A 21,917-nucleotide genomic window follows, 5' to 3' on the forward strand; every position below is an offset into this window, starting at 1 on the left:
TTTCTTGACGCATTCCCTTGAAATTCCACATTTTTTTCTTTATGCCAGTCTCATCTCAAATTCTCACCGTTAGGAGATGTGCATGGCTACGATTTCTGATGCTTGGGAGCTCTACGCTAACCTGGTTTTGTCTTCAAGTCCAGCTAATTGCATCCGGACAGAAACAGGGAGATGGAACAATCACATACTTAAATACTTTGGCACATCTTTGCCGGTTGAAAGTATTACTAACAAAAGCTTGCTCTTATTCAGAGCAGTATTGGTTAAAAAGCGTTTAAGCCCACAAACTATAACTCATTGTCTTTCGTTGCTGCGACGTGTTTTGCACCGTGCCCAGCAATGGGAATTATACGATTCAAAGCTGCCAAATTTCGATATGCCGAAGTTTGACAACAAGCGCGTTCGTTTCTTGACTAAATCCGAGGCCTCGGCACTGTTGATTGCTCTGTCGGCGAAGTCTCAAATTTGGCACGATATCGGCCTGTTGGCGTTGAATACTGGCTTGAGGGCGGGCGAAATATTTTCTTTACATCCAAGCCATTTTGATCGGCATAATTCTGTTTTATATATATTCGAAACGAAATCGAATAGGAACAGAACTATCCCGCTTAACACAAAGGCGCTTGAAGTGCTACAGCGCAATTCAACGCAGTGCCGAAGGTTCATTTTCGAAGAGCACGAGCGCCAAATAAAAAACGTTAACAGAATTTTCTCAGATTCAGTAAAAATGTGTCAGCTCAATGCTGCAACTCAAGATCGTCGCCAAAAAGTTGTGTTTCATACCTTGAGACATACTTTTGCAAGCTGGCTTGTTCAGTCAGGCACGCCTCTAATCGTTGTAAGCCAACTACTTGGTCATAAAACTCTTCAAATGACAATGCGCTATGCTCACCTTGCGCCGAGCCAAGGTGCATCTGCCGTTAAAGCCCTAGAGCAGTTCGTTGATTATGTCAACATAGGAGCTTGTCTCTAGCGATTTAAAGCCCCGCCCATTTGTTGATGCATGGGGGTGGGGCTTTTGCATAACGACTGTGTTGCACTTAACATTCGGATAGTGCTGAGAAAAAACGCCATAGCCAGATATTGGAGCGCCTAGCAGCATAAGTAAATCCCGCACCAACTCCGAGTAGAAGCACCCCGCCCCGACCAAACACAGGCCATCCCGCATATTTAAAGCCATAGCATCCTGCGGCGATAGCAAGAATAACAAGAAAAATTGTAATACAAGACGAGAGGAATGAAAGCCATGGGCTGCCAACCCTTACCCCCATGACAACAAAAAAGAGGCCAATGCATAGAAAAGCAAACAAATCAACAAATACTGGACCAAGTGAGGCAAGAAAATATGCAATACCTCCAAACAAACTGCCAACGACAATCAATCCCCCAACAATAAATCCTCCGATAAAATTCATAAATGTTCTCCATATCCAGGAATTGCTTAGGAAATCTCTCTTTCGTCACATTGCGTGCAACGCTATTTGTCACAATTTGTCAATATTTGTCAATATAAAAACCTTAATATTCAATATATTGCGCAATATTTTTTGGAAATACCCCATATTTTTTTGTCACTATAGCGACATAATTTGTCACTTCTAGGTTTTGTATTATATATTGACACTAGTTGTCGAAACAATGACAAAGGCAGCGGAGGCAGGACAGGTACGGTAGGCCTACCGTACCTCCTGCCCTGCGGGGCTTTGCTTATTCGCCTGCGGCTCAACGCTAACCACCATCGGAAGGACCCCAGTGCCGTCACGACTGCCCACGATAAAAATGTACATTACGGTCGAAGAACACGCTGAGATCGCGGCCGCCGCAAAGAGAGCCGGATTATCGTGCTCGGCCTATGCCAAAAGGGTTTGCCTAGGGCTACCAACACCCAGTCTTGAAAAACAACAATATCGGCTTGAATTGCTTAAAATTAATGCCGACCTAGGCAGGCTTGGTGGCCTTTTCAAATTGTGCCTTTCCGAGAAGGAAACCCCCTTTCAGGCAGTGCACCATCAAGTCAGACATGTGCTCAGAGAAATCGAGGCACGACAACGAGAAATGAGCGCCCTTATTTCGAAAATATAAGTACAAACCATTTATTCTATGATCAGCCGTAGAATCTCAAGAAAAGTCGAAAATGATGATTATCGCCGGCTTGCCCGTTACATCCAAGCGGCTGACCATGGCGAGGAGAAATCCCTTATGAGCTGGTGCGCCGGCTGTTGGGCAGGCGACGACTACGAGTTGGCCATCCTCGAAGTCGCCGACACCCAGGCGCTCAACACCAGGACAACCAGGGAAAAAACCTACCATCTCATCGTGAGCTTTCGGCCCGAGGACGAGGCCAAGCTCACACCGGAAACCCTTAAGGAGATCGAACACGAGTTCGCCAAGGCTCTGGGATTCGAGGAGCACCAACGGCATTGCGGGGTCCACAAAGATACCAACAATCTGCACATGCACGTGGCTTACAACATGATCCACCCAGAGAAGCTGGCCCGCCATGAGCCCTTCCGTGATTACCACACCCGAGATCGTGTTTGCCGCGAGTTGGAAAAACGTTTTGGCTTGGCCATCGACAATGGCCGTTCTATGGAGGGTACTAAGCCGAAGCTGACACCGGTGGCGGCCACAGTCGAGGCCCAGACGGGACAACAGTCTTTTGACGGCTACGTCAAAGAGCGACGAGGGCTAATCCTTGAGGCCTTGAGCCAGGCCGCCGGATGGCAGCATGTGCACACTGCCTTCGCTCGCTACGGCCTGGAGATCAGGCCACACGGCAATGGCTTGGTCATCAAGGACCGCAACGGCAAGCACTCCATCAAGGCCAGCAGCCTAGATCGGCCCCTATCCATGATGAACTTGGTTCGACGGTTTGGGGCTTACGTCCCGCCCGGCCAGACGAAAGGACACTCCCCCGAGGATGAGCGGTTCACGGCCAAGCCTGTACAACGCGAGCCCAATCGCGGTGCTCTCTATGAAGAATATCAAGCCGGGGTCGCCACTCGGAAGGCGGCCCTGGAGAACCTCAACATTCGTGCCCAGACAGAGCTTGAAGCCGTTCGGATCAGGTGGGATTTGGAACGCCAAAAGATTTCCCGAGAGTTTTTCGGGCGTCACCGCTTTGAGCTGCTCAAAATTGCGCGCCTGCATGAAGCGGAGCATCGCCTCCAGACTCGAAAACGGATCTATACCGCACGGGAGACGATTAGGCAGGCAACACCCTATGCTACCTGGACGGATTTTTTGAGGTGGAAAGCTGGACTGGGCAACGAAACGGCCCTGGCCATCCTTCGGTCGAAGAAACAACTCGTCGAACCGGAGAGTAAAGCCCCGCGCCATGGCCAAAGGGAGGAAATCCAGGAGAAGTGGCTTAAAGAACAATTGGACATTGCGACTTCCACCGGCGTGAGTTCACAGACGCGGCGCGGCCTCCTAGCCGTGACTAAAGCCCGCGAATTAGCAGATTTAGAGGCCTCAATGGGAGGAAAACAACTTTTTTCGGACTTCACGAGTTCGATTGACACCAAGGGGACGGTATTCATCCGGTTGGCCAGCGGAGGGGCAATACGCGACACGGGAAAGCAAATCACATATTCCGCGCATGATGCGGCAGCCCGGGAGGCCGCCTTGCTTTTTGCTCAGGCCAAGTGGGGCAAGGCCTTACAGCACAGAGGGAACGTCTTGTTTCCTGCCGGCCGATTGAACATGGGTTCATCTCGAAAGTTCGGAGAAAATGGCCCTGTGATTTAGTAATAAGCTGGCATTATTCCGGAATCCGTAGGCCGATCTCTCAACCGATAGCTTCAAGACGTCTTGTGCAGACAAATCGGTCGTGTCCAGCCCGTCAACGTTGTGTACGGGACATCGTATCCCAATCATACGCCAACATATCCCCTGTTAGGCCGAGAGCCAAGTCATCAAGGCCATACCCACCCAAAATCGCCCCGCAACTCATCGATCATACAAATCTTTGATTCCTCGATTGACATCCCAGGCAGATTCGATATGTTTAGTTTAACACACACGGAAAATATAAAATACGTGTAAGTGATTTCCCCTTCCGGAGGTCGCCATGTTCTTCCCCACCGCCGGCATTGAAGTATCCTTCTGGGTCCCTCCTCTCGTGGCTTTCGGAGTGTCTTTTTTTGCCTCAATGGGCGGAATTTCCGGAGCTTTTCTCCTACTCCCCTTTCAGATGAGCATACTAGGCTACGTGAACCCCTCCGTCAGTGCCACAAACCAAGTCTTTAACGTGGTTGCTATTCCCAGCGGAGTTTATCGCTACGTCAAAGAGGGGCGTATGGTCTGGCCTCTGGCGTGGGCCGTGATAGTGGGCACTCTTCCCGGGGTGTTCATTGGTGCCATCATCCGGGTTGCCTATTTGCCCAACGCCAGGACATTCAAACTGTTTGTGGCGTGTGTCCTCGCATATATTGGACTGCGTCTTGTTCAGGGATTGTTAAAAAAGATCACGGGCAACACTGCAGTTGCTGAGCGCAAATTCCAAGATGCTGCGAAGAGAGGGTGCGGGACTGACGCAAATGAATCTTGCGCCAAAGTGATTCAATTTAACATGACGAGATTAAAGTATGAGTTTCATGGTGAAGTGTTCGACGTACCAACAATCGGGATTTTCACTTTAAGCTTTGTGGTCGGTATCGTTGGCGGTGTCTATGGAATTGGAGGCGGAGCTATTATAGCCCCTTTTTTTGTCTCTGTTTTTGGGCTTCCGGTTTACACGGTCGCTGGGGCGGCTTTGATGGGCACATTTGTAACTTCAATCGCCGGGGTTACTTTCTACCAAGCTATTGCGCCATTCTACCCGACGATGTCTGTTGCTCCCGATTGGGGACTCGGAATTCTTTTCGGCATTGGGGGAATGGTTGGCATGTACCTTGGTGCTCGATGCCAAAAGCACGTCCCTGCAAAGACAATCAAATGGATGCTTGCATGCGTCATCCTGTCAACCGCGACAAAGTATGCGTTTGATTTTTTCCAATAACGAAAGGTCAGCACAAGCTATGTCGTCTAGACACAATAGGCTCGGGAATGAAAGATATATCCAGGCGGCTATTCTAATTATACTCTTTGATAAAAATATGCACGGCTATAAAATTGCACAGAAGCTTCATGAAATGAGTCTTTTTAGCGGCGGAGCAGAAGAAAGGCCAGGATCAAGGGCCAGAAAAGCCTATGCACATCTTCGCAAAATGGAAGACGAGAGCTTGCTCGTATCGCAATGGGAAACCGAAGGTCCAAAAAAACCAAGGAGGGTCTATTCTATTTCGTGCCAGGGAAAAATTAGATTGAGTAAGTGGATGACAGAAATTGCATTTGATATTGCTTCACTATTTGAACTTATCGAACGATATAGAATGCTGGCTGGTCAACCTTAAAGACTGATTACGCTTTGTCTTGTAACGCCTTTCCCCGTCGTCCAGGAAATACGGGTAGAACCGGTTCCATGGTCATTTCTTTCGCACCAGTCAAAATTCCCACAAAGGCAACTAGTTATCCAGTTTCTACAGAGATTGTTGCCCAACAATCTGGAAACAAACGTATAATCTCTGTGCCGTCAAATGACATGATGCCGCACGTTGAGGGACGAGAGGTCGCAAATCAAGGTCCTTTTTCTGCTGCCCATGCAGTCTGAAATCCCCAACGGTTTACCTCCACATACAAATCCTCCCGTCATTCTTTTTGCATTGCAAAATGACGAGCATCATCCTGGCTGTCAGGATACAGCACATAGATATACCTGGAAAAATCGAAAATGCAGTTAAGATCAAGTGTAAATATACTCAGTTGAAAGGCCAGCCCAACTCCAATAATGCACAGCTTGAAGTTGGGCTTTAAGAAATATAGCTCCTACTTCTTTTTACTGAGGCCTTCCATAAACTCTCGAGCGACATCTCCACGCAGCAATTCGGCAAGTCCAACCAATCCGTCGACCAGATAGCGAGAGTTGTATCCTTGTGTTCGCAAGTATATCATTGCGATATTTGATCTGTCTATGTGAGGACAGGCCGTCACAATTATCTTGTCTTTTGGTATTTCTTTCAGGCGATTCGGAAGCTCGTTGAGAGGAATTTTCATTGCGAATTCCATCCCCCAGGCCTGTTGCTCCTCTGGGAATCGGATATCAATAAGAACTGCCTCATTTTTGGCCAAAAGCGTCAGCAGCTCTTTCCCGGAACATTTCATGTCCTTTCTTGTTTCATAATTAAACGTCCGGACGAAATTTTCCAAACTTATTGTCTCAGCGGAAACAGCTGGCTGAGCAACGCAAAGAATTCCAAGAAGACATACGGCAATCGTAAAACTTTTCACAATTTCTCCTGCGCTATAGGTTGGTACAATCTTACTGTGAGTCAAACTAAACGAGTCACGACTATTCGAATGTGTGAAGAAGCTTGACGGCTCCATTATTGCATTGCTGGTTTTTCAATGCAAAAATTTTGCATGATTTAGCAGGGTCGGAGTGCTACTTGGGCTCAGTTTCATAAGGCCACTTGTTCATTCCATTCTCTAAAATGAGCAGTCTTTTAGAGTCGATTCCTTTCGACTTATATAGATCAACAGTTCGTTTTGCACCACCACCACCGCCAGGACAAATTATGATAATGTCCTTGTCGCCAACAAGCTTAGGTAGGGCAGCTTCCAATCTCGCAGTTTCCTCGGGCCGTTGGGCTGGCGAAGCATTGGTTTCGATGGCCCCGGGGATGTGCCCTTTTGCAAATTGTTCCACAGGGCAGATGTCCAAAATGATCATTGAGGAGTCACCAGCCTTTATGCGTCCCTGTAGTGTTTCTGGAGAAATATATTTATATTCCTCACCAATAGACGCATTAACTTGCGTAACCAGAATTAAACTCACAAGGACGAAAGACAGAACTTCCTTTATTAGCATGACGACTCCAAGTGTTGGAATTTATCCGATTTGCCTACAACAAGAGAACGCTTTTAAATCTCATCGACTATTTTTGGTCTGTGTTTAGACATGTCTACAGTTGCCTCAATCATGCCGTTGACGCCGTTACGATTCAGGCCATGCTTTTCCATGCAAACAAATCTAGCTATTTGCCGAGCTAGTTGTTGATCCTTTATGCCAAAACATTATCTGTCTGAAATTACAGCCAATCAATAATAGCGTGCTCGGTTTAGTTATCGCCGCCCCTTATTGGTATGCAGTTCTGCACCACGCCTCTGCGCTCATCTGAACTGGGTCCCATGGATTACTGAGCGGAGGCGTATAGCTTAAGTCGAGCTGTTCGACTTCCTCAACTTTCATCCTATTAAATATTGCCGTTGCGAAAACATCGATCCGCTTAGCCACACCCGTCTGCCAATGGCCAATGATTTGCGCTCCAAGTAAATATCCAGTGGTCCTATCTCCAGTTACGCGAATGTGAAGCCGATGCGCACCTGGGTAATAGTTTTTGTGGTCCCAACACTCCGTCTCCACCGTCAGAGGTGAAAATCCTTCCAACCGAGCCTCTGCATCGTTTAATCCGGTACGCGCTATGGCTAAATCGAAGAGTTTCAACACCTGCGTCCCCAAAGTGCCGGCATATTCTTTGCGCCCCCCAGGGCGTTCTCTCCAGCAATCCTTCCCTGTTTGTGAGCCGTGGTGCCAAGAGGAAGATACAAGGACTTTTCTAGGAGCCTGTGCCAAGTTTCCACACAGTCGCCGGCAGCAAAGATGCCAGGCACGCCAGTCTCCATCCGACGGTTGACCTTGATAGCCCCGCCATACCCCAGGGGCACCTTCCCCGACTTGGCTAGGCCAACTTCCGGTTCCGCCCCGGTGGCCACCAGGACAAGATCAACCTGGGCCTGGAATCCACCAGATCCAATGGCCATGAGGCGGCCATCCCTGACTCCTATCTCTTCGACGTCGACACCGCTCGCCACTCGCACACTGTTGCGTTCAAGCTCGGCCAGAACCAGCCTTCCCAAGGTGGGGTCGACCGTCTTCAATACGTGTTGGGAATGACCAACCAAGGTCACCGCAAGCCCCCTGCGGGTGAGGGCGTCGGCCATCTCCATGCCGATGTAGCCGTTGCCAATAATGAGGGCAGAGGTAGGGGTATTGCGTTCTATGTGCTGGGCAATGGCAAAGCTGTCCGCCATCCAGCGCAGGAAAAACACGCCCGGCGTATCCAGGCCTTTTATGTGCCCAGGCTTCCGGGAAGCAGCCCCCGTGGCAAGGATGAGCCGATCATATGAAAGCATTTTTCCTCCGCTTGAAGACGAAACCACAACTATCTTTTCTTCTGGGCGGACGGCTGTCGCCTTGTGGTCGGGGAGCAACCGGATGCCCTGCCTGAGCAACTCTTCTCTGGTCCGATGAGCGAGAGCGCGCCAGTCCGGAATTTCCCCGCTGAGGAAAAATGGCAGGCCACAGATGCTATAGTTAGGGTAATCGTCGGCCAACATCACGGTCACGCTACAGGATGGGGCCACTTCCCTGGCCCGCAGAGCCGCACTGATGCCCGCATCGCTGCCGCCAATGATCAAGAGGTTATCCACCTGTCCCTCGCATCATTTGTTCTGATTGTTTGGTGCCGCACGCCCAGCATGCAGACCTTGCTCCGGAGCTTGCCCCCAGCATCCGATTTCTCCCGATTGGAATACGCACGCATCAAATGAATCTCCTGATTTCTCCGCTTCAGGTCAGGCGTTTCGTTCGGGCCGAAATAAGTTCCGCAACGATGCTCATCGCTATCTCCTCTGGGGTAGCGCCACCGATGGGCAGTCCGATTGGACAATGGACACGGCTGACATCCAGGTGCGTTCCACCTTCGTGACCTACCTGAGCCACCTTCTTCGGCCCGTCGGCCTTGCATCCCATCATGCCCACATAACCTGCCTCGGTGAGCAAAACCTGGGAAAGCACTTCTTTGTCATGTTCGTGGCCTCGGGTAATGACGACCACAGACGAGTTTGCATCCACACTCCGTCCTTGAAAACAGTCGCAGAAGGATTCCAGCACAACCACTTCGTCGGCCAGTGGAAAACGCTCGCTGTTGGCAAACCAGGGGTCATCATCCATGACCACCACCCTGAACCCGGAGAAAGCCGCCAGTTGGGCTGTAAAACGCCCCACCTTTCCTGCGCCGAGAATGTAGAGTGGGTATAAAGGAAGAAATAGTTCCAGAAAATAGCATATGCCATCAAACTGAAAAACGATTGGGGTATTGAGGTCTTGTCCCCGACTCAGGGTTTCCCTAAGCAATAGAGAGGATAAAAAACTACCCGCCACTACGTCATTCCCCCCAAGCAGGCACCTCCGTATGTCTTGTTCACATGAATCGGCTGGAGCGCTCAAGCGAGATAAAAGTAGGCTCGTATGCCCCTTAGACAGTCGATCGTGCAATGTATTAAATAGATGCAAACTCGACACATCAGGATCAATGTTTTCTAAAAATATCCGTTCTACGTTTTCAGAAATGCCCGTTTCCTTGTCTTCAACAGTGCCTAATCCATCAAAATTTATCAGACTTGGCATGCCAGACGCAAAAACTGGAGCCGCTGTGGCAATTATTTTTCGTTCTAGCGCCCCTCCTTCGGCTACGCCGGCGATTTCTCCATTGCGCCGAACAAGCATCTTGGAACCGGCCGTACGCAAATCGGACTTTTTCCGAGCAACAAGAGTGGCAACGACTACACTCTCACCATTTGTGATAAATTGATTGATATGACGTACGCAATCTGCCTTATTTATGACACTGCTGTCATGAAAGATATTACTCATTGTTCTGATATCTCCTTAGAAGCTTTAAGTTGGCATCGTCCTATCGCAGAGAGCCAACAGGTTTCTCCAAGAAGGCAAGGCTGCTAACGTGTTGCAATCATGATGAACAAGTCTCTCGTTGTCTTCGGCATATCTATGCTCGAAATATTTTTATCGTTTATGAATTGCCGGTTATTTTTTTGAACGAATCTACCAGAACACGCAATCGCACAATAGATATCCACGGTCATAAATGCAACGGTGACAATCACTGGTCAGGTACTTTAGGAGACCGATTTAGCTAAACACATTTGTTACTTCGTGCGAAGGCATACCCACCACTATCCGCAACTTGCTCTCGCCGCAATGCATCGACAGGGAGCAGTGCGAGCTAGTCAGGATTCTTACGTCCTTGCCGACGCCCTTGTACCTTAACATCATGCGCATCAACTCCTCATTCCTGCTAGTCAGAGGGGCATAAGGTTCAGGTCTTTCATGCCCATTGCCACATAAATATCGGCCAGGGCGCTTTGATAGTCGGTCAGGGCCTGTGTCAGGTTGAATTCAGCTGAACTCACCCGGGCCTGGGCGTCGAGCACGTCAGTACTGGTACCCACCTGGGCTTGGTAGCGGGCCACAGCCATACGGTAGCCCTCCATGGAAGCTTCCAGGGCCGTGCGGGCGACCGAGATGCGTTTGGCCGCGTCCTGAATGTTGAGATAGAAAGTCTTGACCTGATAGCCGACGTCGAGGCGCAACTTGGCTAGATCGGCCTGGAGCTTCTTCACGTTGTCTCGCGCGACCTGAATGCCGAAAAATGTTGACCCCCAGTCCCAGGCCTGAAGTGTGGCCGAAACCCCTATGGTGGTGGTGTCGGGAGTGGTAGCCCCCGACATGTCTTTGAGCGACAGGTTGGGGGTGTTGCCCTGCTTTGTGTAGGTGGCCTGGGTCTGGACTTGCGGATACAGGGGGCTGGTCGCAATCTTGGCATCGCGTTCAGCCATCTGCACGGATTTGACGCCCATGTAGAGGTCAGGGCGCTGCTTGTAGGCCGTGTCCAGACATGCCTCGATGCTCAAGGGAAAAGGTAGGTAAGCGAGCTCGCCTACATAATTCGTCTGCTGGTTGAGCGGCAGGTTAAGGAGGGAGTTGAGCTGGGCGGTCTGGACCAGCACGTTGTTTTGAGCTTTGAGCAGGTCCTGTTCAGCCTGAGCCAAATCGGATTCGGCTTGCAACACATCGAGTCGCGGCTTGAGGCCGACATCGTAATAAGCCTGAGCCACCTTGTACTGAGATTCGAGGCGGGCCACCGAAGCCATATTGCTCTGCACGTTGGATCGAGCTTGGAGCAGGGCCAAGAAGGCCTGTTGCACGGCCTTAACCAAGGTCAACTCGCTGTACTTTACGTTGGCCTCAGCCTGTTCCTTGGCCAGTTCGGCCTTCTGGTAACTGGAGAGGAGTTTGAAGCCGGTGAAAAGTGGCTGGGTGATCTCCATTTGGAGCTGGTAGGAATTCTGCCAGTGTCCAATTTTGGGGGTGGTTGCCTTGGTGGTTGAGAGGTTGGAACCGGTCATGGAATTGATGACTTGCACCGAAGGATCGGTGATACTGCCTGTCTTGTATGTCTGGGTATCGACGCGCTTGTAACTGTAGCTGACTGTGCCAACCGGGCCGAAGTTGGCGAGAGACTGGCGACGGGACTGCTCAGAACCGGCATAAAGGGCACGAGCAGACTGCATCTGCGGATTGGCATCAAGACTACGCTGTACGCTCTTTCCCATATCAAACGCTACGCTATCCACGGATGGCACGAGAGTCTTGCCGGCCTGCACGGAACTAGCGGGAGGAGCGAGCAAACTCTCCTTGACGAACTCTGGAAGAGGAACATTTTGAACTTTCTCATCAAGTTCATCTCTGGGTGAATCGGAGGCCTTGGGTAGCGTTGGGTATCTATTCTCTACCCTTTTTTTGCCCCCAATATCTTTTGCATCCTGAGCCAATGCGTTGGTTTGGGGTAAAATCATGCACACCATGAAAGAAGCGAATAAAATGATTGTCAATCTAGTCTTGTTTATAATCATATCACGCTCGCCTTACCGTAATTGTTGTTAGATTTGCACAAGGAAAACACAGACATTTCAATTTGAGGTTAAAATCAATACGACACCACAAAAAAACCTAGCCATACAATTGCGTGCAGCTAACTTGCGAATAGAAAATATCTACATAACCAACAATTCGCCATCGCTATGGCGACTCAGCTGCCTTCGACATGATTTGGTCGCAAATCTTGTTAGCAAAGTCGCTGGATAAAAACCTTACCTGTTCATTGTATGAACAAGATATATAGTCTAGCAAATTTCCATCTTTATCGAAAAATTGCATTTCAAATGGAGCCTTTTTGTTGCTATTGCAGTCAACAAGGACGTCTGTTGTAAAATTATCTATCGGAGCCCTGTAATATCTGTTGCTGTCTCGATCAAATTGGCCGCTATTACGAAGCAACACTTTTGTTGTTAGTCGAACATAATTGCCAAAACTTTGAATGGATTGATCGTCATAGTAAACAACCATGGCGTCATCGAAACTTTTCCAGAGGAAATTCCACTCTAACGCGTCGGCATTTAGCGGCATCAATGCCAGCATTTGAAATACAATTATAGCTATACATGTATTTAAATAGGGCGTTTTACATCTTGCCCTAAAAAATTTCATCTGCATGCGTTTACCTCGCTGGTATTCTTTTACAATATTGGCATGTTAGTTTATCTTGAAAATTTTAAAACTTAGCTAAGCTAATAAAATACATTTAAAGTCACTTAACATCTAAGTACCCATTCATGGATACAGCCAGCAGAAATTTTTTGCATTTTTAACTTGAGTTGCTTTGATGACTATCAATGTAATGTCATCTTCAGATGTATCTGTCCCAACAAATTCGGATTGACTTGCCAGTAGTGCGTCAAGAATCGACTGAGATGAAAGCTCAGCATTGGATTTTATCACATCTTTGGTTCGATCTTTCCCAAACATTTCACCAAATGAATTCCTTGCCTCCCAAAGACCATCAGAACCAATGAGGAGCACTTGTCCTGGCAACAGCCAACAACGATCCTGCTGCAAAAAAGCATAATCCCTTACGACTCCTAAAGGGATTCCTGGACCGATTAACTCCGTGAATGTACTTTGTTCTGGATCGAACAACATTGCCGGGTCATGTCCGGCACGCACCCAGGAAATCATCCCAGCGGCACGGTCAAATTCCATATAGAAGAGGGTCATGAACCGACCGGTCCCATCCGTGTCCAACGTGAGGAAGCGATTCACCTCGCAAACCACTTCGGCCGGTGTTCCGTTTTGATTCGCTCGCAGGCGCAAGAAAGCCCGGGCGGTAGCCATAAGGAGGGCCGCGTCCAATCCGTGTCCGGAAACATCCCCAAGAAGCACGCTCAGACAGCCAGGATACCCATGGGCATCCTTGATCACATCATAGAAGTCACCGCCCACTTCCTCGCAGAACTTGGTCTGGGCGGCGATCTCCAGCCCAGCGAATTGGGGCAAACTCTCGGGAAGGAGGTTCTTCTGAAGTTCTTCGGCCAAAGCAATCGCCTCGATCAGACGAGCGTGATCCCGCAGACGAGGAACCATGTTGTTGAAAGCGTGTCCGAGGGAAGCCAGTTCATCTTTGCCGTGCGGCTCGACTTTAGTTTCCAGATCGCCTTGCGCTATGCGCTCCGTGGCGAGGGCTAAATCTCGTATGGGACGAGTGACCCGCCCGGCCACCCACAAGGCCATAGTTGCAATAATAGCCATAGCCGCCAACACGAAACGAAGAGATGTGTCAGCTTGTTGGGCCACGCGCTCTTCCAGGCGCTGTCGAGCCAGATTTGCTGTCTGCATCATATGGTCAACGGGTGCGACGATAACGAGGGCAGCCCCCCACTGGTCGGTCGGGGCGTAAGCCCAGAGTGCATCGCGGCCTTCATAGAAAGCTTGGCGGTAATTGCTCTTGCGCGAACGAAGGTCCTCTAACATTGCTCGGCCAAGCTGGGGATCGTCAGCACTGAGTCGAAGTTGGCCGGAAGGACAGCACCATGCGAATTTCGTGTTTTCAGGTGAGACTTCAGCAGAGGTGGCCTCGTATTGAGCGATAAGAGGGAGTCCTTGAGAGGTCCCCTCAGACGCATCAGTAGACACCAGAAAAGCCTTGATCTCCGGGGTGAGGCCTTGCGCTCGAAATGAATCCGCAAGCAGTCGGGAAAATGGAGCCATGATGGCCGTCACTCCCACGGTTCGACCACTGGCGTCCCGCAGTGGCATGGATACCGTGATGGTGACTTGGTGGGTAGATGGTTCAACGGAAGGAATAGTCCACACGAGCTTCCCAGAGCGCAGGGCATCCCGGTACCATTTGGCGTGGCGAGGATCGAACTGAGGTGGTAATGGATATCCCTCTGGATAGACCTGCATCCGCCCGTCCTCCAACGCGGTTACCTGCCAGCTTGTCAGCTCATGCACTGCTTCGGAAACTGTCAGACTGACGCTGTCCGTTGCATCCGGCCGACCTCCATTCTCGATGAATTGCGCGGCACGGTCGGCTTGGCTTGCAAGGGCCAGCGTCAGGAGACGTGCCCCCTGGTCGAGGAGTCGGGCTTGGTCTTCCACGGTGGTCAGCAGTTGATTTTTGGCATTTTCAAGGAGGGCCTCACGGGTGAGATTCCCCATCTCAACGCCGAGCTGTTCCAGGGCTCCCCCTCGGAGTGTGCGCAGAATACCCAAAGGAAGCAGTGAGAGGGCCAGTAGGAGCACCAATAATTTAAAACGAATACTCATACAGCACACTGCGAACCGCTCATAAGAATCGCACATAATCCTATGGGCAGGACGGAGCCCAGTTCGGTAGTGAATTCCTTGCTCACAATGACATACCGAAATACCAAAGTTTCTATCGGTTTTTTCCCAAATACTATCTCAAAATTATTGTTTTTTGGGATCGGTAGAAGGCACACTTACGGATACTGTGGACCCATTTTCAAACGATTCGGATGGGTTTACAATAATCCTATCCTTCAGTTCCACACCCGTGATTACTTCAATCATTTGCCCGAAGTCGCGTCCAAGCTTTACCGGCCGAACCTCGACCTGACCATCTTCCTTCACAACGCAAACCCTCGGCCCTTCTGCGCCGAACAGCACAGTGTTCCCAGGCAGGGTCAGGGCCGCCTCCGCTTTGGTCTCGGTGAAACGTGCCTGGGCATAGCTGCCGGCCAGAATTTCTTGTTTCGGATTGTCAACTTCGAGTTCGACCAGGAGGGTTCTTGAGTCAGACGCCATCACTCCTGCAGTGCGGACGACCTTGGCCGGGAACACCCGACCCGGCCGTTCCTGGACAGTAATCTCTGCATCCTGCCCAGTTCGGAAACCAAGGGCCATGCCCTGAGGAGCTTGAACAAATACCCGAAGCTTGCGTGTCTGCGCCAGATGAAAAAGCTCCTTGCCTCCGGCCGCCACGATGAGATCGCCCGAATCGATATTGCGGGCGGTTATCGTCCCGGCAAAAGGAGCCGTCAGGCGATTAAACGACAGCAGTTCTTCCAGTCGGCGCACTTCCGCACGGGCAGATTCGACGGCGGCGGCCTTGAGGTTGAAGTCTGCCTGCTTGTCCGCGTTCTCCTGAACACTCACGCTCCCGGACTTCACCAGGAGCGCCCAACGGTCGGAATACTGCTTGGCCGTCCCGAGAGCCGCTTGCGCCTGGACCAACTGACCTTGGGCGCGCGCGTACTCCTGGCGAAGTTCTGGCGTATCGATCTCAGCCAAGAGCTGACCAGCGACAACATTATCTCCGATATCGACATACCGGTGTTTGAGGTAGCCATTGAGGCGCGAAAAAATCGGTGTTTCGACCCAGGCTTTGATTTCAGCGGGAAGCGGCATGCCGGATGCCGCCGGGCTCGGTTTGGGGGAGACCACAGCAACGCTCGGGACGGAAAGAATTTGCGTTGTGGTGGCCAGGGCGGTTTTTTGCTGAGAGCGTACGAGAAGCCCGGCAACCGCCCCCAGAACCAACAGCAGCAGCACAAGAACAGTGGGCAGAAGCGAGAACTTTCTTGAAGATGTCTCGGACATCTTTTTCGGCCCGAAGCTTTTCGCTGATACGCTTGAATCATTTAGATTTGTGTGCATGATAACACCTATGAAGGTTGTGTTTCGGTTGAAGCGGACACATCGAGCGGTGTGGCGGCCGGGGTACGTCTGTGGAGCAGGCTAAAAACCACGGGAACGAAAACCAGGGTCGCCACGGTGGCGAAAACAAGGCCGCCGATGACCGCGCGGCCGAGGGGGGCATTTTGCTCGCCGCCTTCACCGAGGGCGAAGGACATAGGGAGCATGCCGATGATCATGGCCAGCGCAGTCATAAGCACCGGACGCAGACGGCCCACCCCGGCTTCCCAGGCGGCAGTCAGCGGGTCCACGCCCTGGCTGATGGCGTTTCGCGCGAAGCTCACGACAAGAATAGCGTTTGCCGTGGCAACGCCCAGGCTCATGATTGCCCCCATCAGGGCCGGCACGCTGAGTGTGGTGAAGGTCAGGTAGAGTCCCCACACCACACCAGCTAGAGCGGCGGGCAGCGCGCAAATAATGATGAACGGATCGAGCCAGCTCTGGAAATTGACCACCAGCAGCAAATAGATAAGGACCACCGCCAGCACCAACCCGAGGCCAAGCCCGGTGAAGCTGGAGTGCATCGTGTCCGCCTGCCCCCGGAGCATGATGGAGCTTCCTTTCGGAAGCTCCTTTTTGGCCTGTTCGATGATGGGGGTGATGTCTTGCAGCACCCCGCCCAGATCGCGGCCACTCACCCCTCCAAAGACGTCGATGACTGGCATCACGTTGTAGTGAGAGAAGATGGGGGAACCGTTGGCGCGTTTAAGGGATGCGACATTGGCGAGGAGTTGAGCGCCTCCAGTGTCCGGCTGTCCGGCACTCACAGGAATCGCATTGAGCGCGGCGAGCGAATCCATCGGATGCTCTGGAACCCTCATATTCACGAGATATTGAATGCCGTTCTTCGGGTTAAGCCAGTAGTTGGGCTGCACCTGGCTGCTGCCGCTTAAGCTCAGGAGCACCGAGTTGGCTACGTCACGCTCGGAGAGGCCGATCTGGGATGCCTTGGTGCGGTCCACCGCAAAGTGGAGTTCGGGCAGATCGGTCGGTTGTTGTACGCGAACGTCGACAACGCCTGATACCTTCCGGATTTTTTCAACAATCTTGGCCGCGATAGCTTGGCTCTTGTCACGTTCCCGCCCCACTATCTGGATGTCAAAGGGAGCCGGCAGCCCAAAGTTGATCGTCTGATTGACGATGTCGGCAGGCAGGAAATAAAAGATCACTCCTGGGAAATCGTGATTAAGCCTGATGCGCAGACGCTGCATATAGTCATCTGTAGGCTGGTGCCCATGGTTGAGAGAGACGAGAATATCGGCATCTCCGGTTCCCGTGAGGCCGTTATCGATGTACGTGAGTGGGATTCCGCCGGAGGGGAAGCCAATGTTGTCGAGTACCCCGGTGAGTTCTTCGGCCGGGATGACCTCTCGGATCACGGTCTCAATGCGGTCCACGAGCCGGGTTGTTTCTTCGATGCGCGTTCCGCTATGGGCACGAACGTGCAGCCTGAATTGACCTGCATCAACGGTGGGGAAGAAATCTTGTCCAAGCTGCGGAATGAGGAAGGCTGTGCCGGCGCAAAATACAAGAAACAAGGTTACAACCAGAGCGCGGTGCGACAGGATCGTGCCCAGGAACAGGCGATAACTTTCTCGAAATCGAGCGAAAGCGTTCTCAAAGCTGCCTTGCAGAAGAACAAAGGGGCGCAACCACAGAGAAGCCGTTCCCGGGTCGGCGGCATGGCCGCTATAGGAAATGTTGCGATAGAACCACATGACAAGTGTCGGGATAAGCGTTCGTGAGAGTACATAGCTGGCCAGCATCGCAAAAACGACCGCTTCAGCCAGGGGCACGAAGAGATAGCGAGCGACCCCGGTGAGAAAAAACATGGGTACGAACACGATGCAGATACAAAGCGTCGAGACGAAGGCCGGAAGGGCGATTTCCTGCGCCCCGTCGAGAATGGCCTGGATGTTGGGTTTTCCCAGAGCCATCTGCCGGTGAACATTCTCGATCTCAACGGTGGCATCATCCACGAGGATGCCGACGGCCAGGGCAAGCCCTCCCAGCGTCATGAGATTAATGGTTTCCCCAAGCGCACTGAGCAGAGTGAGGGAGCACAGGACCGAAAGCGGAATGGAAAGCGCGATGATGAAGGTGCTTCGCCAGGAGCCGAGAAAGAGGAGAATCATGACGGCTGTCAGTATCGCGGCGATCAAACCTTCCTTCACCACTCCATCGACAGCAGCACGAACAAAGAGCGATTGGTCGGCGAATTCCTTGGCTTCCAACTCGGGCGGGAGACCACTCAATATCGAGGGCATAGCTTTTTTCACGCCATCGACGACCTTGAGGGTCGATGCCGCGCCACTCTTGAGAATAGTGAGCAGCACGCCACGCACGCCGTCCAGTCGGACAACATTCTGTTGCGGTTGGTAGCCGTCATGCACTTGGGCCACGTCGCCCACACGGATCACCGCACCGTTGACGGTTTTCACCGGCAGGTCGTTTAAGGCTGCGATCTCCGTCGGATTGGTGTTCAAGGATACGGTGTATTCGGTTTCGCCGATTTTTGCCGTACCGCTGGGAAGAATGAAATTTTGGGCAGTGAAGGCGTTGACGACATCCTGCGGAGCAAGATTTTTCGCCTCCAGGGCCGCGAGGTCGATGTCCACGGCGACGACTCGTGCCTTGCCACCCGACGGATACGGCACGGAAGCGCCTGGCACGGTCGAAAGCCCCACTTTGATGCGGTTCATGGCCAGGTCCTGAATCTGCTGCTCTGACAACTTATTGCTTGCCAGGCTGTACTGGAGAATCGGAACCGAGGCGGCGTTGTACTTAATAATAAACGGTGGGTTAATACCCGGAGGGAGCAATCGGAGAACGCTCTGACCGCTGGCCGTGATTTGGGCAACCGCATCAGAAACGGAGGCCCCGGGCTGGAGAAATACCTTGATGACGCCCGCGCCGTTGTATGATGTCGATTCTATGTGCTCGATATCATTGACCAGAGTGCTGACCATGCGCTCATGGTTGTAGATGATGCGCTGTTCCACTTCTTGGGCATTCAAACCATTATAGACCCAAACAATACTCACCACAGGAATATTAATTTCCGGGAAGATGTCTGTCGGGGTTCGAAGCAACACGAAAGGTGCCATAAGCAAGAGCACAAGCGCAGCGACGACGAATGTATATGGTCGACTCAATGCAAGTCGAACGATCCACATAATACATTTCCTTCATGTTGAAATAAATATTAATCATTGGTGCACCATATATCATTTGGCGCATTCATGAAGAGGACGCAAGCTCTGCGCTGACCCGTACAAGCCTGGCTATTTTCTTGCATTCTATGCTCTCGACGCAAGGGATGCGCCATAGAGCACGAATGCAAAAGCCCTGACTTGGCTGCGAGAGTACGTGTCAAATCGCCGGGCAGGCGAGAGATCAAATCAGAAAGGATTGTTTGCGAAGCAGGATAGGAATGGGGTCAGGCATATCGGGCTGATTATCTATATTAAAATAGAAAACCACGATAGTGCGTGCAATTGGCTTGTGGAAAGGAACAGGCAAAAGCGCGAGCGGGATTCCCGGGACTTCTGCTGTTTCAAAGGCTGGAGCATAGGGTTTCTTACATAATTTCGACGAAGCCAAGGGACACTGGTCATTGCCCCCGATGTTTTTTTCCACTTTGGGGCAACACGAAGCGGGACCGGAAGAGTCTGGCATACCTTTCAAGGCAAGATTTGCGTGAGCTATACTTGCCCGGAGCGGGCCAACGATCCTGGTGACATAGCACTCAGGCACTGGAGCAAGTATTCCCATGATAAACACCATGGAAATAAGCGTGCTCACAAATGCGTTACCTTTATGCATGTCCCTTCCTTAAATCCATGTCGAAACAGTTGGCAAACTCAAACAGACAGAAACGGCATGGCAATGAAGTAGATTCCAAGAAGCGCGATCATTGCACCGGCGGTTTTTCGGAACCAAGTTCCCCCGTGGCGCATGGCCCCATTTTCCAGCCAACGCTGTACCAGGGCCGTTGAACTGCCGGCCACCACGATGGGCAGGCAGTGCCCAATTGCGAACAGCACAATAAGCACCACTCCGGTGAGGATCTTTTCCTGAATGGTGATGATGGCCAGGATGGGAGCAATAAAACCGAATGTACACGAACCCGACAGAACGCCGTAGGCCAAGCCAAGGAGAAACGCTCCGCCAACGCCCTTGACCTTGAGCTTACCCATCATGCCGCCGGAGACCGAGCACTTGGCGACCCCCATCATGTCCAGGGAAACCCAAATCAGCACGGCTCCGACGAGGATAGTCCAATATGGGCCGACATCCCCAAGCATTCGTCCAAGGAGCGTACAGAGAATCCCGATGGCTGCTATGGTCACAAACAGGCCGGAGGTAAAGGCGACGGCATAGCGCGCCGCCTCCCGGCCATGGATGATCCTGCCTTGTCCGGCGACATAGCCAACGATCAAGGGGATGGAAGCCAAATGGCAGGGGCTGAAAAGAACACTTACCAGACCCCAGAGGAAACAGCCCAGCGCCGCAACGATGAGGCTGCCGGTCATCCATGTATTAATAGCCAAGAAGAGCTGGTCAAGCATGTGGCACCACCTTAATCGGCCAGCAATTTGTCAATCATCTCGGCAAATGGTTTTTGGTCCAAATAACCCTCGTGGCGATAAGTCTCTTTTCCGTTCTTATCGTAGAAGATTTGGGTTGGTATCGTTTTAATCCCAAATTTGGGAGCTTGGGCAGGATTTTCACGCACGTCAATGAATACGACTGATGCTTTGCCCTGGTATTGCTTTTCCATGGCATCCAAGACGGGAACCATCATTTTGCAGGGGATACAGGTCTTAGCGCCAAGATCGACAACGGTTACCATCCCCTTGACCGGGACCTCAGGAACGGGCTCTGCAGCGAAGCAAATCCCAGCGCTCAGCACGGTGACGAGAGCAAAAAAAATAGCAACATGTTTCATAGCGTTCCTCAATTGAAAGTAGTTTGCATAACAAGCAGGAATTATGCCACAATTTTAGTCGTGCATTTTCAGTATCTTGTCGAATAATCCTCCTTTGTAGTATAGTATGTGAAAAATTACTATACACATTGAACAGCCTCTGTGTCTAAATAATAGACACATTATATGGATATATCATACTTGAACGCTATACATAGAGATTTCTCACAACACCTTGATTTGATCGTGCATGGTGCTTTTCTCCCGTACCTACGCGGCGACCCGACCGAATCTTTAAATGTGTGCGCATCCGGATGGTCCCGGGAACAGGCTGCTCCAGGGCGTCAGCCGCAGGCAGCAGATGGCCAAACCAACCAAGAAGAGAGGACCCTCTCCTTCTGTGGGTTTCGAAGACCTGCCGCCTACTTCAGCCAGGAAAGAACGTCCCCTTTGGATGGCACTTTGCCCACCACTTTGACCTCGCCATCAATGACGACTGCCGGAGTAGAAAATACGCCAAAACTGGCGATCTGCTGAAAATCCGCAATTTTTTCCACCGTGGCGTCAACTCCAGATTCCTTGACGGCCTCCAAGACAATTTTTTCTGCTTCTTTGCATTTGGCGCATCCGGGACCAAGAACCTTGATTTCCATAACATTCCTCCAATGATTGATTCCGTGTTACAAGTCGCTAGTAGAGATAATTGAAAAGGTATCCCACAAAAACAATTCCCACCCCAACAACTCCAGCAAAAACCATAATAAGTCGTGGCTTGAGTACTTTTCTCAAGATGATCATTTCAGGCAGTGACAAAGCAATCACTGCCATCATAAAGGCTAGAACGGTACCGAGCGCAGCACCTTTACCCAGGAGCGCCTCAACGACCGGGACGATGCCCGCTGCATTCGAGTACATAGGGATGCCGATCACAACAGCCGCCGGCACAGACCACCATGCGTCTTTCCCCATGATGGAGGCCATGAACCCTTCAGGCACGTAACCGTGGATACCTGCGCCCACGGCAAT

The 21,917-nt window shown here is 51.3% G+C and carries 21 protein-coding genes; 5 read left to right on the forward strand and 16 right to left on the reverse strand.

Going from position 1 to position 21,917, the window contains the following annotated elements; translation table 11 throughout:
• Positions 1 to 82 precede the first annotated feature (82 nt).
• Positions 83 to 973, forward strand: a complete 891-nt coding sequence (locus NY78_RS24075) for a tyrosine-type recombinase/integrase (protein WP_197084290.1) — start codon at positions 83 to 85, stop codon at positions 971 to 973.
• Positions 974 to 1,040: 67 nt separating this feature from the next.
• Here the strand turns inward: NY78_RS24075 and NY78_RS24945 are convergent, their stop codons facing one another.
• Positions 1,041 to 1,415 carry a hypothetical protein gene (locus NY78_RS24945; RefSeq protein WP_156181046.1) on the reverse strand — a complete coding sequence of 125 codons (375 nt, stop codon included), beginning with the start codon at positions 1,413 to 1,415 and terminating at the stop codon, positions 1,041 to 1,043.
• Between the two features lie 364 nt (positions 1,416 to 1,779).
• Here NY78_RS24945 and NY78_RS25910 point away from each other — a divergent pair, with 364 nt between their 5' ends.
• The 4 genes from NY78_RS25910 (at position 1,780) to NY78_RS24085 (ending at position 5,396) form a co-directional block, all read left to right on the forward strand.
• A complete protein-coding gene (locus tag NY78_RS25910) occupies positions 1,780 to 2,082 on the forward strand; it encodes a plasmid mobilization protein (protein WP_442855219.1) in 303 nt (100 codons plus the stop codon).
• A gap of 18 nt (positions 2,083 to 2,100) precedes the next feature.
• On the forward strand, positions 2,101 to 3,750 hold the full coding sequence (traI, locus tag NY78_RS20600) for a TraI/MobA(P) family conjugative relaxase (RefSeq protein WP_082140142.1): 1,650 nt from the start codon (positions 2,101 to 2,103) through the stop codon (positions 3,748 to 3,750).
• Between the two features lie 322 nt (positions 3,751 to 4,072).
• Positions 4,073 to 5,002, forward strand: a complete 930-nt coding sequence (locus tag NY78_RS20605) for a sulfite exporter TauE/SafE family protein (protein ID WP_043640507.1) — start codon at positions 4,073 to 4,075, stop codon at positions 5,000 to 5,002.
• Entirely contained in the window at positions 4,980 to 5,396 is a 417-nt protein-coding gene (locus NY78_RS24085) for a PadR family transcriptional regulator (RefSeq protein ID WP_156181048.1), read from the forward strand. Before NY78_RS20605 ends, NY78_RS24085 begins: the two co-directional genes overlap by 23 nt.
• 472 nt (positions 5,397 to 5,868) lie before the next feature.
• On the opposite strand, the gene NY78_RS20610 is transcribed toward NY78_RS24085, so the two are convergent.
• From NY78_RS20610 to NY78_RS20665, 15 genes are all read right to left on the reverse strand, one after another.
• The gene (locus tag NY78_RS20610; protein WP_043640509.1) at positions 5,869 to 6,330 is read right to left on the reverse strand and encodes a rhodanese-like domain-containing protein; all 462 of its coding nucleotides are present in this window, start codon (positions 6,328 to 6,330) and stop codon (positions 5,869 to 5,871) included.
• 154 nt (positions 6,331 to 6,484) lie between these two features.
• Complete coding sequence (locus tag NY78_RS20615) at positions 6,485 to 6,910, reverse strand: rhodanese-like domain-containing protein (RefSeq protein WP_053062295.1); 426 nt, start codon at positions 6,908 to 6,910, stop codon at positions 6,485 to 6,487.
• 267 nt (positions 6,911 to 7,177) lie between these two features.
• Positions 7,178 to 7,549: a hypothetical protein gene (locus NY78_RS25915; RefSeq protein WP_231584061.1), complete on the reverse strand. Its 372-nt coding sequence runs from the start codon at positions 7,547 to 7,549 to the stop codon at positions 7,178 to 7,180.
• Positions 7,543 to 8,532, reverse strand: a complete 990-nt coding sequence (locus NY78_RS20620) for an NAD(P)/FAD-dependent oxidoreductase (RefSeq protein WP_231584062.1) — start codon at positions 8,530 to 8,532, stop codon at positions 7,543 to 7,545. Before NY78_RS20620 ends, NY78_RS25915 begins: the two co-directional genes overlap by 7 nt.
• A gap of 139 nt (positions 8,533 to 8,671) precedes the next feature.
• Positions 8,672 to 9,757: an XdhC family protein gene (locus NY78_RS24090; RefSeq protein WP_047960325.1), complete on the reverse strand. Its 1,086-nt coding sequence runs from the start codon at positions 9,755 to 9,757 to the stop codon at positions 8,672 to 8,674.
• 446 nt (positions 9,758 to 10,203) lie between these two features.
• Positions 10,204 to 11,817 (reverse strand): TolC family protein, encoded by a 1,614-nt coding sequence (locus NY78_RS20630; RefSeq protein ID WP_043640512.1) that lies wholly within the window; start codon positions 11,815 to 11,817, stop codon positions 10,204 to 10,206.
• Between the two features lie 166 nt (positions 11,818 to 11,983).
• The gene (locus tag NY78_RS24950) at positions 11,984 to 12,457 is read right to left on the reverse strand and encodes a hypothetical protein (RefSeq protein WP_156181050.1); all 474 of its coding nucleotides are present in this window, start codon (positions 12,455 to 12,457) and stop codon (positions 11,984 to 11,986) included.
• 117 nt (positions 12,458 to 12,574) lie between these two features.
• Positions 12,575 to 14,569, reverse strand: coding sequence for a SpoIIE family protein phosphatase (locus NY78_RS20635; protein WP_197084291.1), 1,995 nt, complete (start codon positions 14,567 to 14,569; stop codon positions 12,575 to 12,577).
• 144 nt (positions 14,570 to 14,713) lie between these two features.
• On the reverse strand, positions 14,714 to 15,922 hold the full coding sequence (locus NY78_RS20640) for an efflux RND transporter periplasmic adaptor subunit (RefSeq protein WP_231584063.1): 1,209 nt from the start codon (positions 15,920 to 15,922) through the stop codon (positions 14,714 to 14,716).
• 8 nt (positions 15,923 to 15,930) lie between these two features.
• The gene (locus tag NY78_RS20645) at positions 15,931 to 19,137 is read right to left on the reverse strand and encodes an efflux RND transporter permease subunit (protein WP_043640515.1); all 3,207 of its coding nucleotides are present in this window, start codon (positions 19,135 to 19,137) and stop codon (positions 15,931 to 15,933) included.
• Between the two features lie 220 nt (positions 19,138 to 19,357).
• On the reverse strand, positions 19,358 to 19,786 hold the full coding sequence (locus tag NY78_RS24955; RefSeq protein WP_139311506.1) for a hypothetical protein: 429 nt from the start codon (positions 19,784 to 19,786) through the stop codon (positions 19,358 to 19,360).
• A 38-nt stretch (positions 19,787 to 19,824) separates the two neighbouring features.
• Complete coding sequence (locus NY78_RS20650) at positions 19,825 to 20,532, reverse strand: cytochrome c biogenesis CcdA family protein (protein ID WP_043640518.1); 708 nt, start codon at positions 20,530 to 20,532, stop codon at positions 19,825 to 19,827.
• Between the two features lie 11 nt (positions 20,533 to 20,543).
• On the reverse strand, positions 20,544 to 20,912 hold the full coding sequence (locus NY78_RS20655; protein ID WP_043640521.1) for a thioredoxin family protein: 369 nt from the start codon (positions 20,910 to 20,912) through the stop codon (positions 20,544 to 20,546).
• Positions 20,913 to 21,313: 401 nt separating this feature from the next.
• Entirely contained in the window at positions 21,314 to 21,544 is a 231-nt protein-coding gene (locus NY78_RS20660; RefSeq protein ID WP_043640525.1) for a thioredoxin family protein, read from the reverse strand.
• A gap of 37 nt (positions 21,545 to 21,581) precedes the next feature.
• A partial coding sequence (locus tag NY78_RS20665) for a permease (protein ID WP_043640528.1) occupies positions 21,582 to 21,917 on the reverse strand: 336 nt, incomplete at its 5' end.

Origin of the sequence: Desulfovibrio sp. TomC (genome assembly GCF_000801335.2) — a bacterium.
In the GTDB taxonomy this organism is placed as follows: Bacteria; Desulfobacterota; Desulfovibrionia; order Desulfovibrionales; family Desulfovibrionaceae; genus Solidesulfovibrio.

Excerpts from the sequence above, each read along its gene's own strand:
- NY78_RS24075 (WP_197084290.1), top strand. The coding sequence starts at position 83 with ATGGCTACGATTTCTGATGCTTGGGAGCTCTACGCTAACCTGGTTTTG.
- NY78_RS24945 (WP_156181046.1), bottom strand. The coding sequence starts at position 1,415 with ATGAATTTTATCGGAGGATTTATTGTTGGGGGATTGATTGTCGTTGGC.
- NY78_RS25910 (WP_442855219.1), top strand. The coding sequence starts at position 1,780 with ATGTACATTACGGTCGAAGAACACGCTGAGATCGCGGCCGCCGCAAAG.
- traI (WP_082140142.1), top strand. The coding sequence starts at position 2,101 with ATGATCAGCCGTAGAATCTCAAGAAAAGTCGAAAATGATGATTATCGC.
- NY78_RS20605 (WP_043640507.1), top strand. The coding sequence starts at position 4,073 with ATGTTCTTCCCCACCGCCGGCATTGAAGTATCCTTCTGGGTCCCTCCT.
- NY78_RS24085 (WP_156181048.1), top strand. The coding sequence starts at position 4,980 with ATGCGTTTGATTTTTTCCAATAACGAAAGGTCAGCACAAGCTATGTCG.
- NY78_RS20615 (WP_053062295.1), bottom strand. The coding sequence starts at position 6,910 with ATGCTAATAAAGGAAGTTCTGTCTTTCGTCCTTGTGAGTTTAATTCTG.
- NY78_RS24090 (WP_047960325.1), bottom strand. The coding sequence starts at position 9,757 with ATGAGTAATATCTTTCATGACAGCAGTGTCATAAATAAGGCAGATTGC.
- NY78_RS20630 (WP_043640512.1), bottom strand. The coding sequence starts at position 11,817 with ATGATTATAAACAAGACTAGATTGACAATCATTTTATTCGCTTCTTTC.
- NY78_RS24950 (WP_156181050.1), bottom strand. The coding sequence starts at position 12,457 with ATGCAGATGAAATTTTTTAGGGCAAGATGTAAAACGCCCTATTTAAAT.
- NY78_RS20635 (WP_197084291.1), bottom strand. The coding sequence starts at position 14,569 with ATGAGTATTCGTTTTAAATTATTGGTGCTCCTACTGGCCCTCTCACTG.
- NY78_RS20640 (WP_231584063.1), bottom strand. The coding sequence starts at position 15,922 with ATGCACACAAATCTAAATGATTCAAGCGTATCAGCGAAAAGCTTCGGG.
- NY78_RS20645 (WP_043640515.1), bottom strand. The coding sequence starts at position 19,137 with ATGTGGATCGTTCGACTTGCATTGAGTCGACCATATACATTCGTCGTC.
- NY78_RS24955 (WP_139311506.1), bottom strand. The coding sequence starts at position 19,786 with ATGCATAAAGGTAACGCATTTGTGAGCACGCTTATTTCCATGGTGTTT.
- NY78_RS20650 (WP_043640518.1), bottom strand. The coding sequence starts at position 20,532 with ATGCTTGACCAGCTCTTCTTGGCTATTAATACATGGATGACCGGCAGC.
- NY78_RS20655 (WP_043640521.1), bottom strand. The coding sequence starts at position 20,912 with ATGAAACATGTTGCTATTTTTTTTGCTCTCGTCACCGTGCTGAGCGCT.
- NY78_RS20660 (WP_043640525.1), bottom strand. The coding sequence starts at position 21,544 with ATGGAAATCAAGGTTCTTGGTCCCGGATGCGCCAAATGCAAAGAAGCA.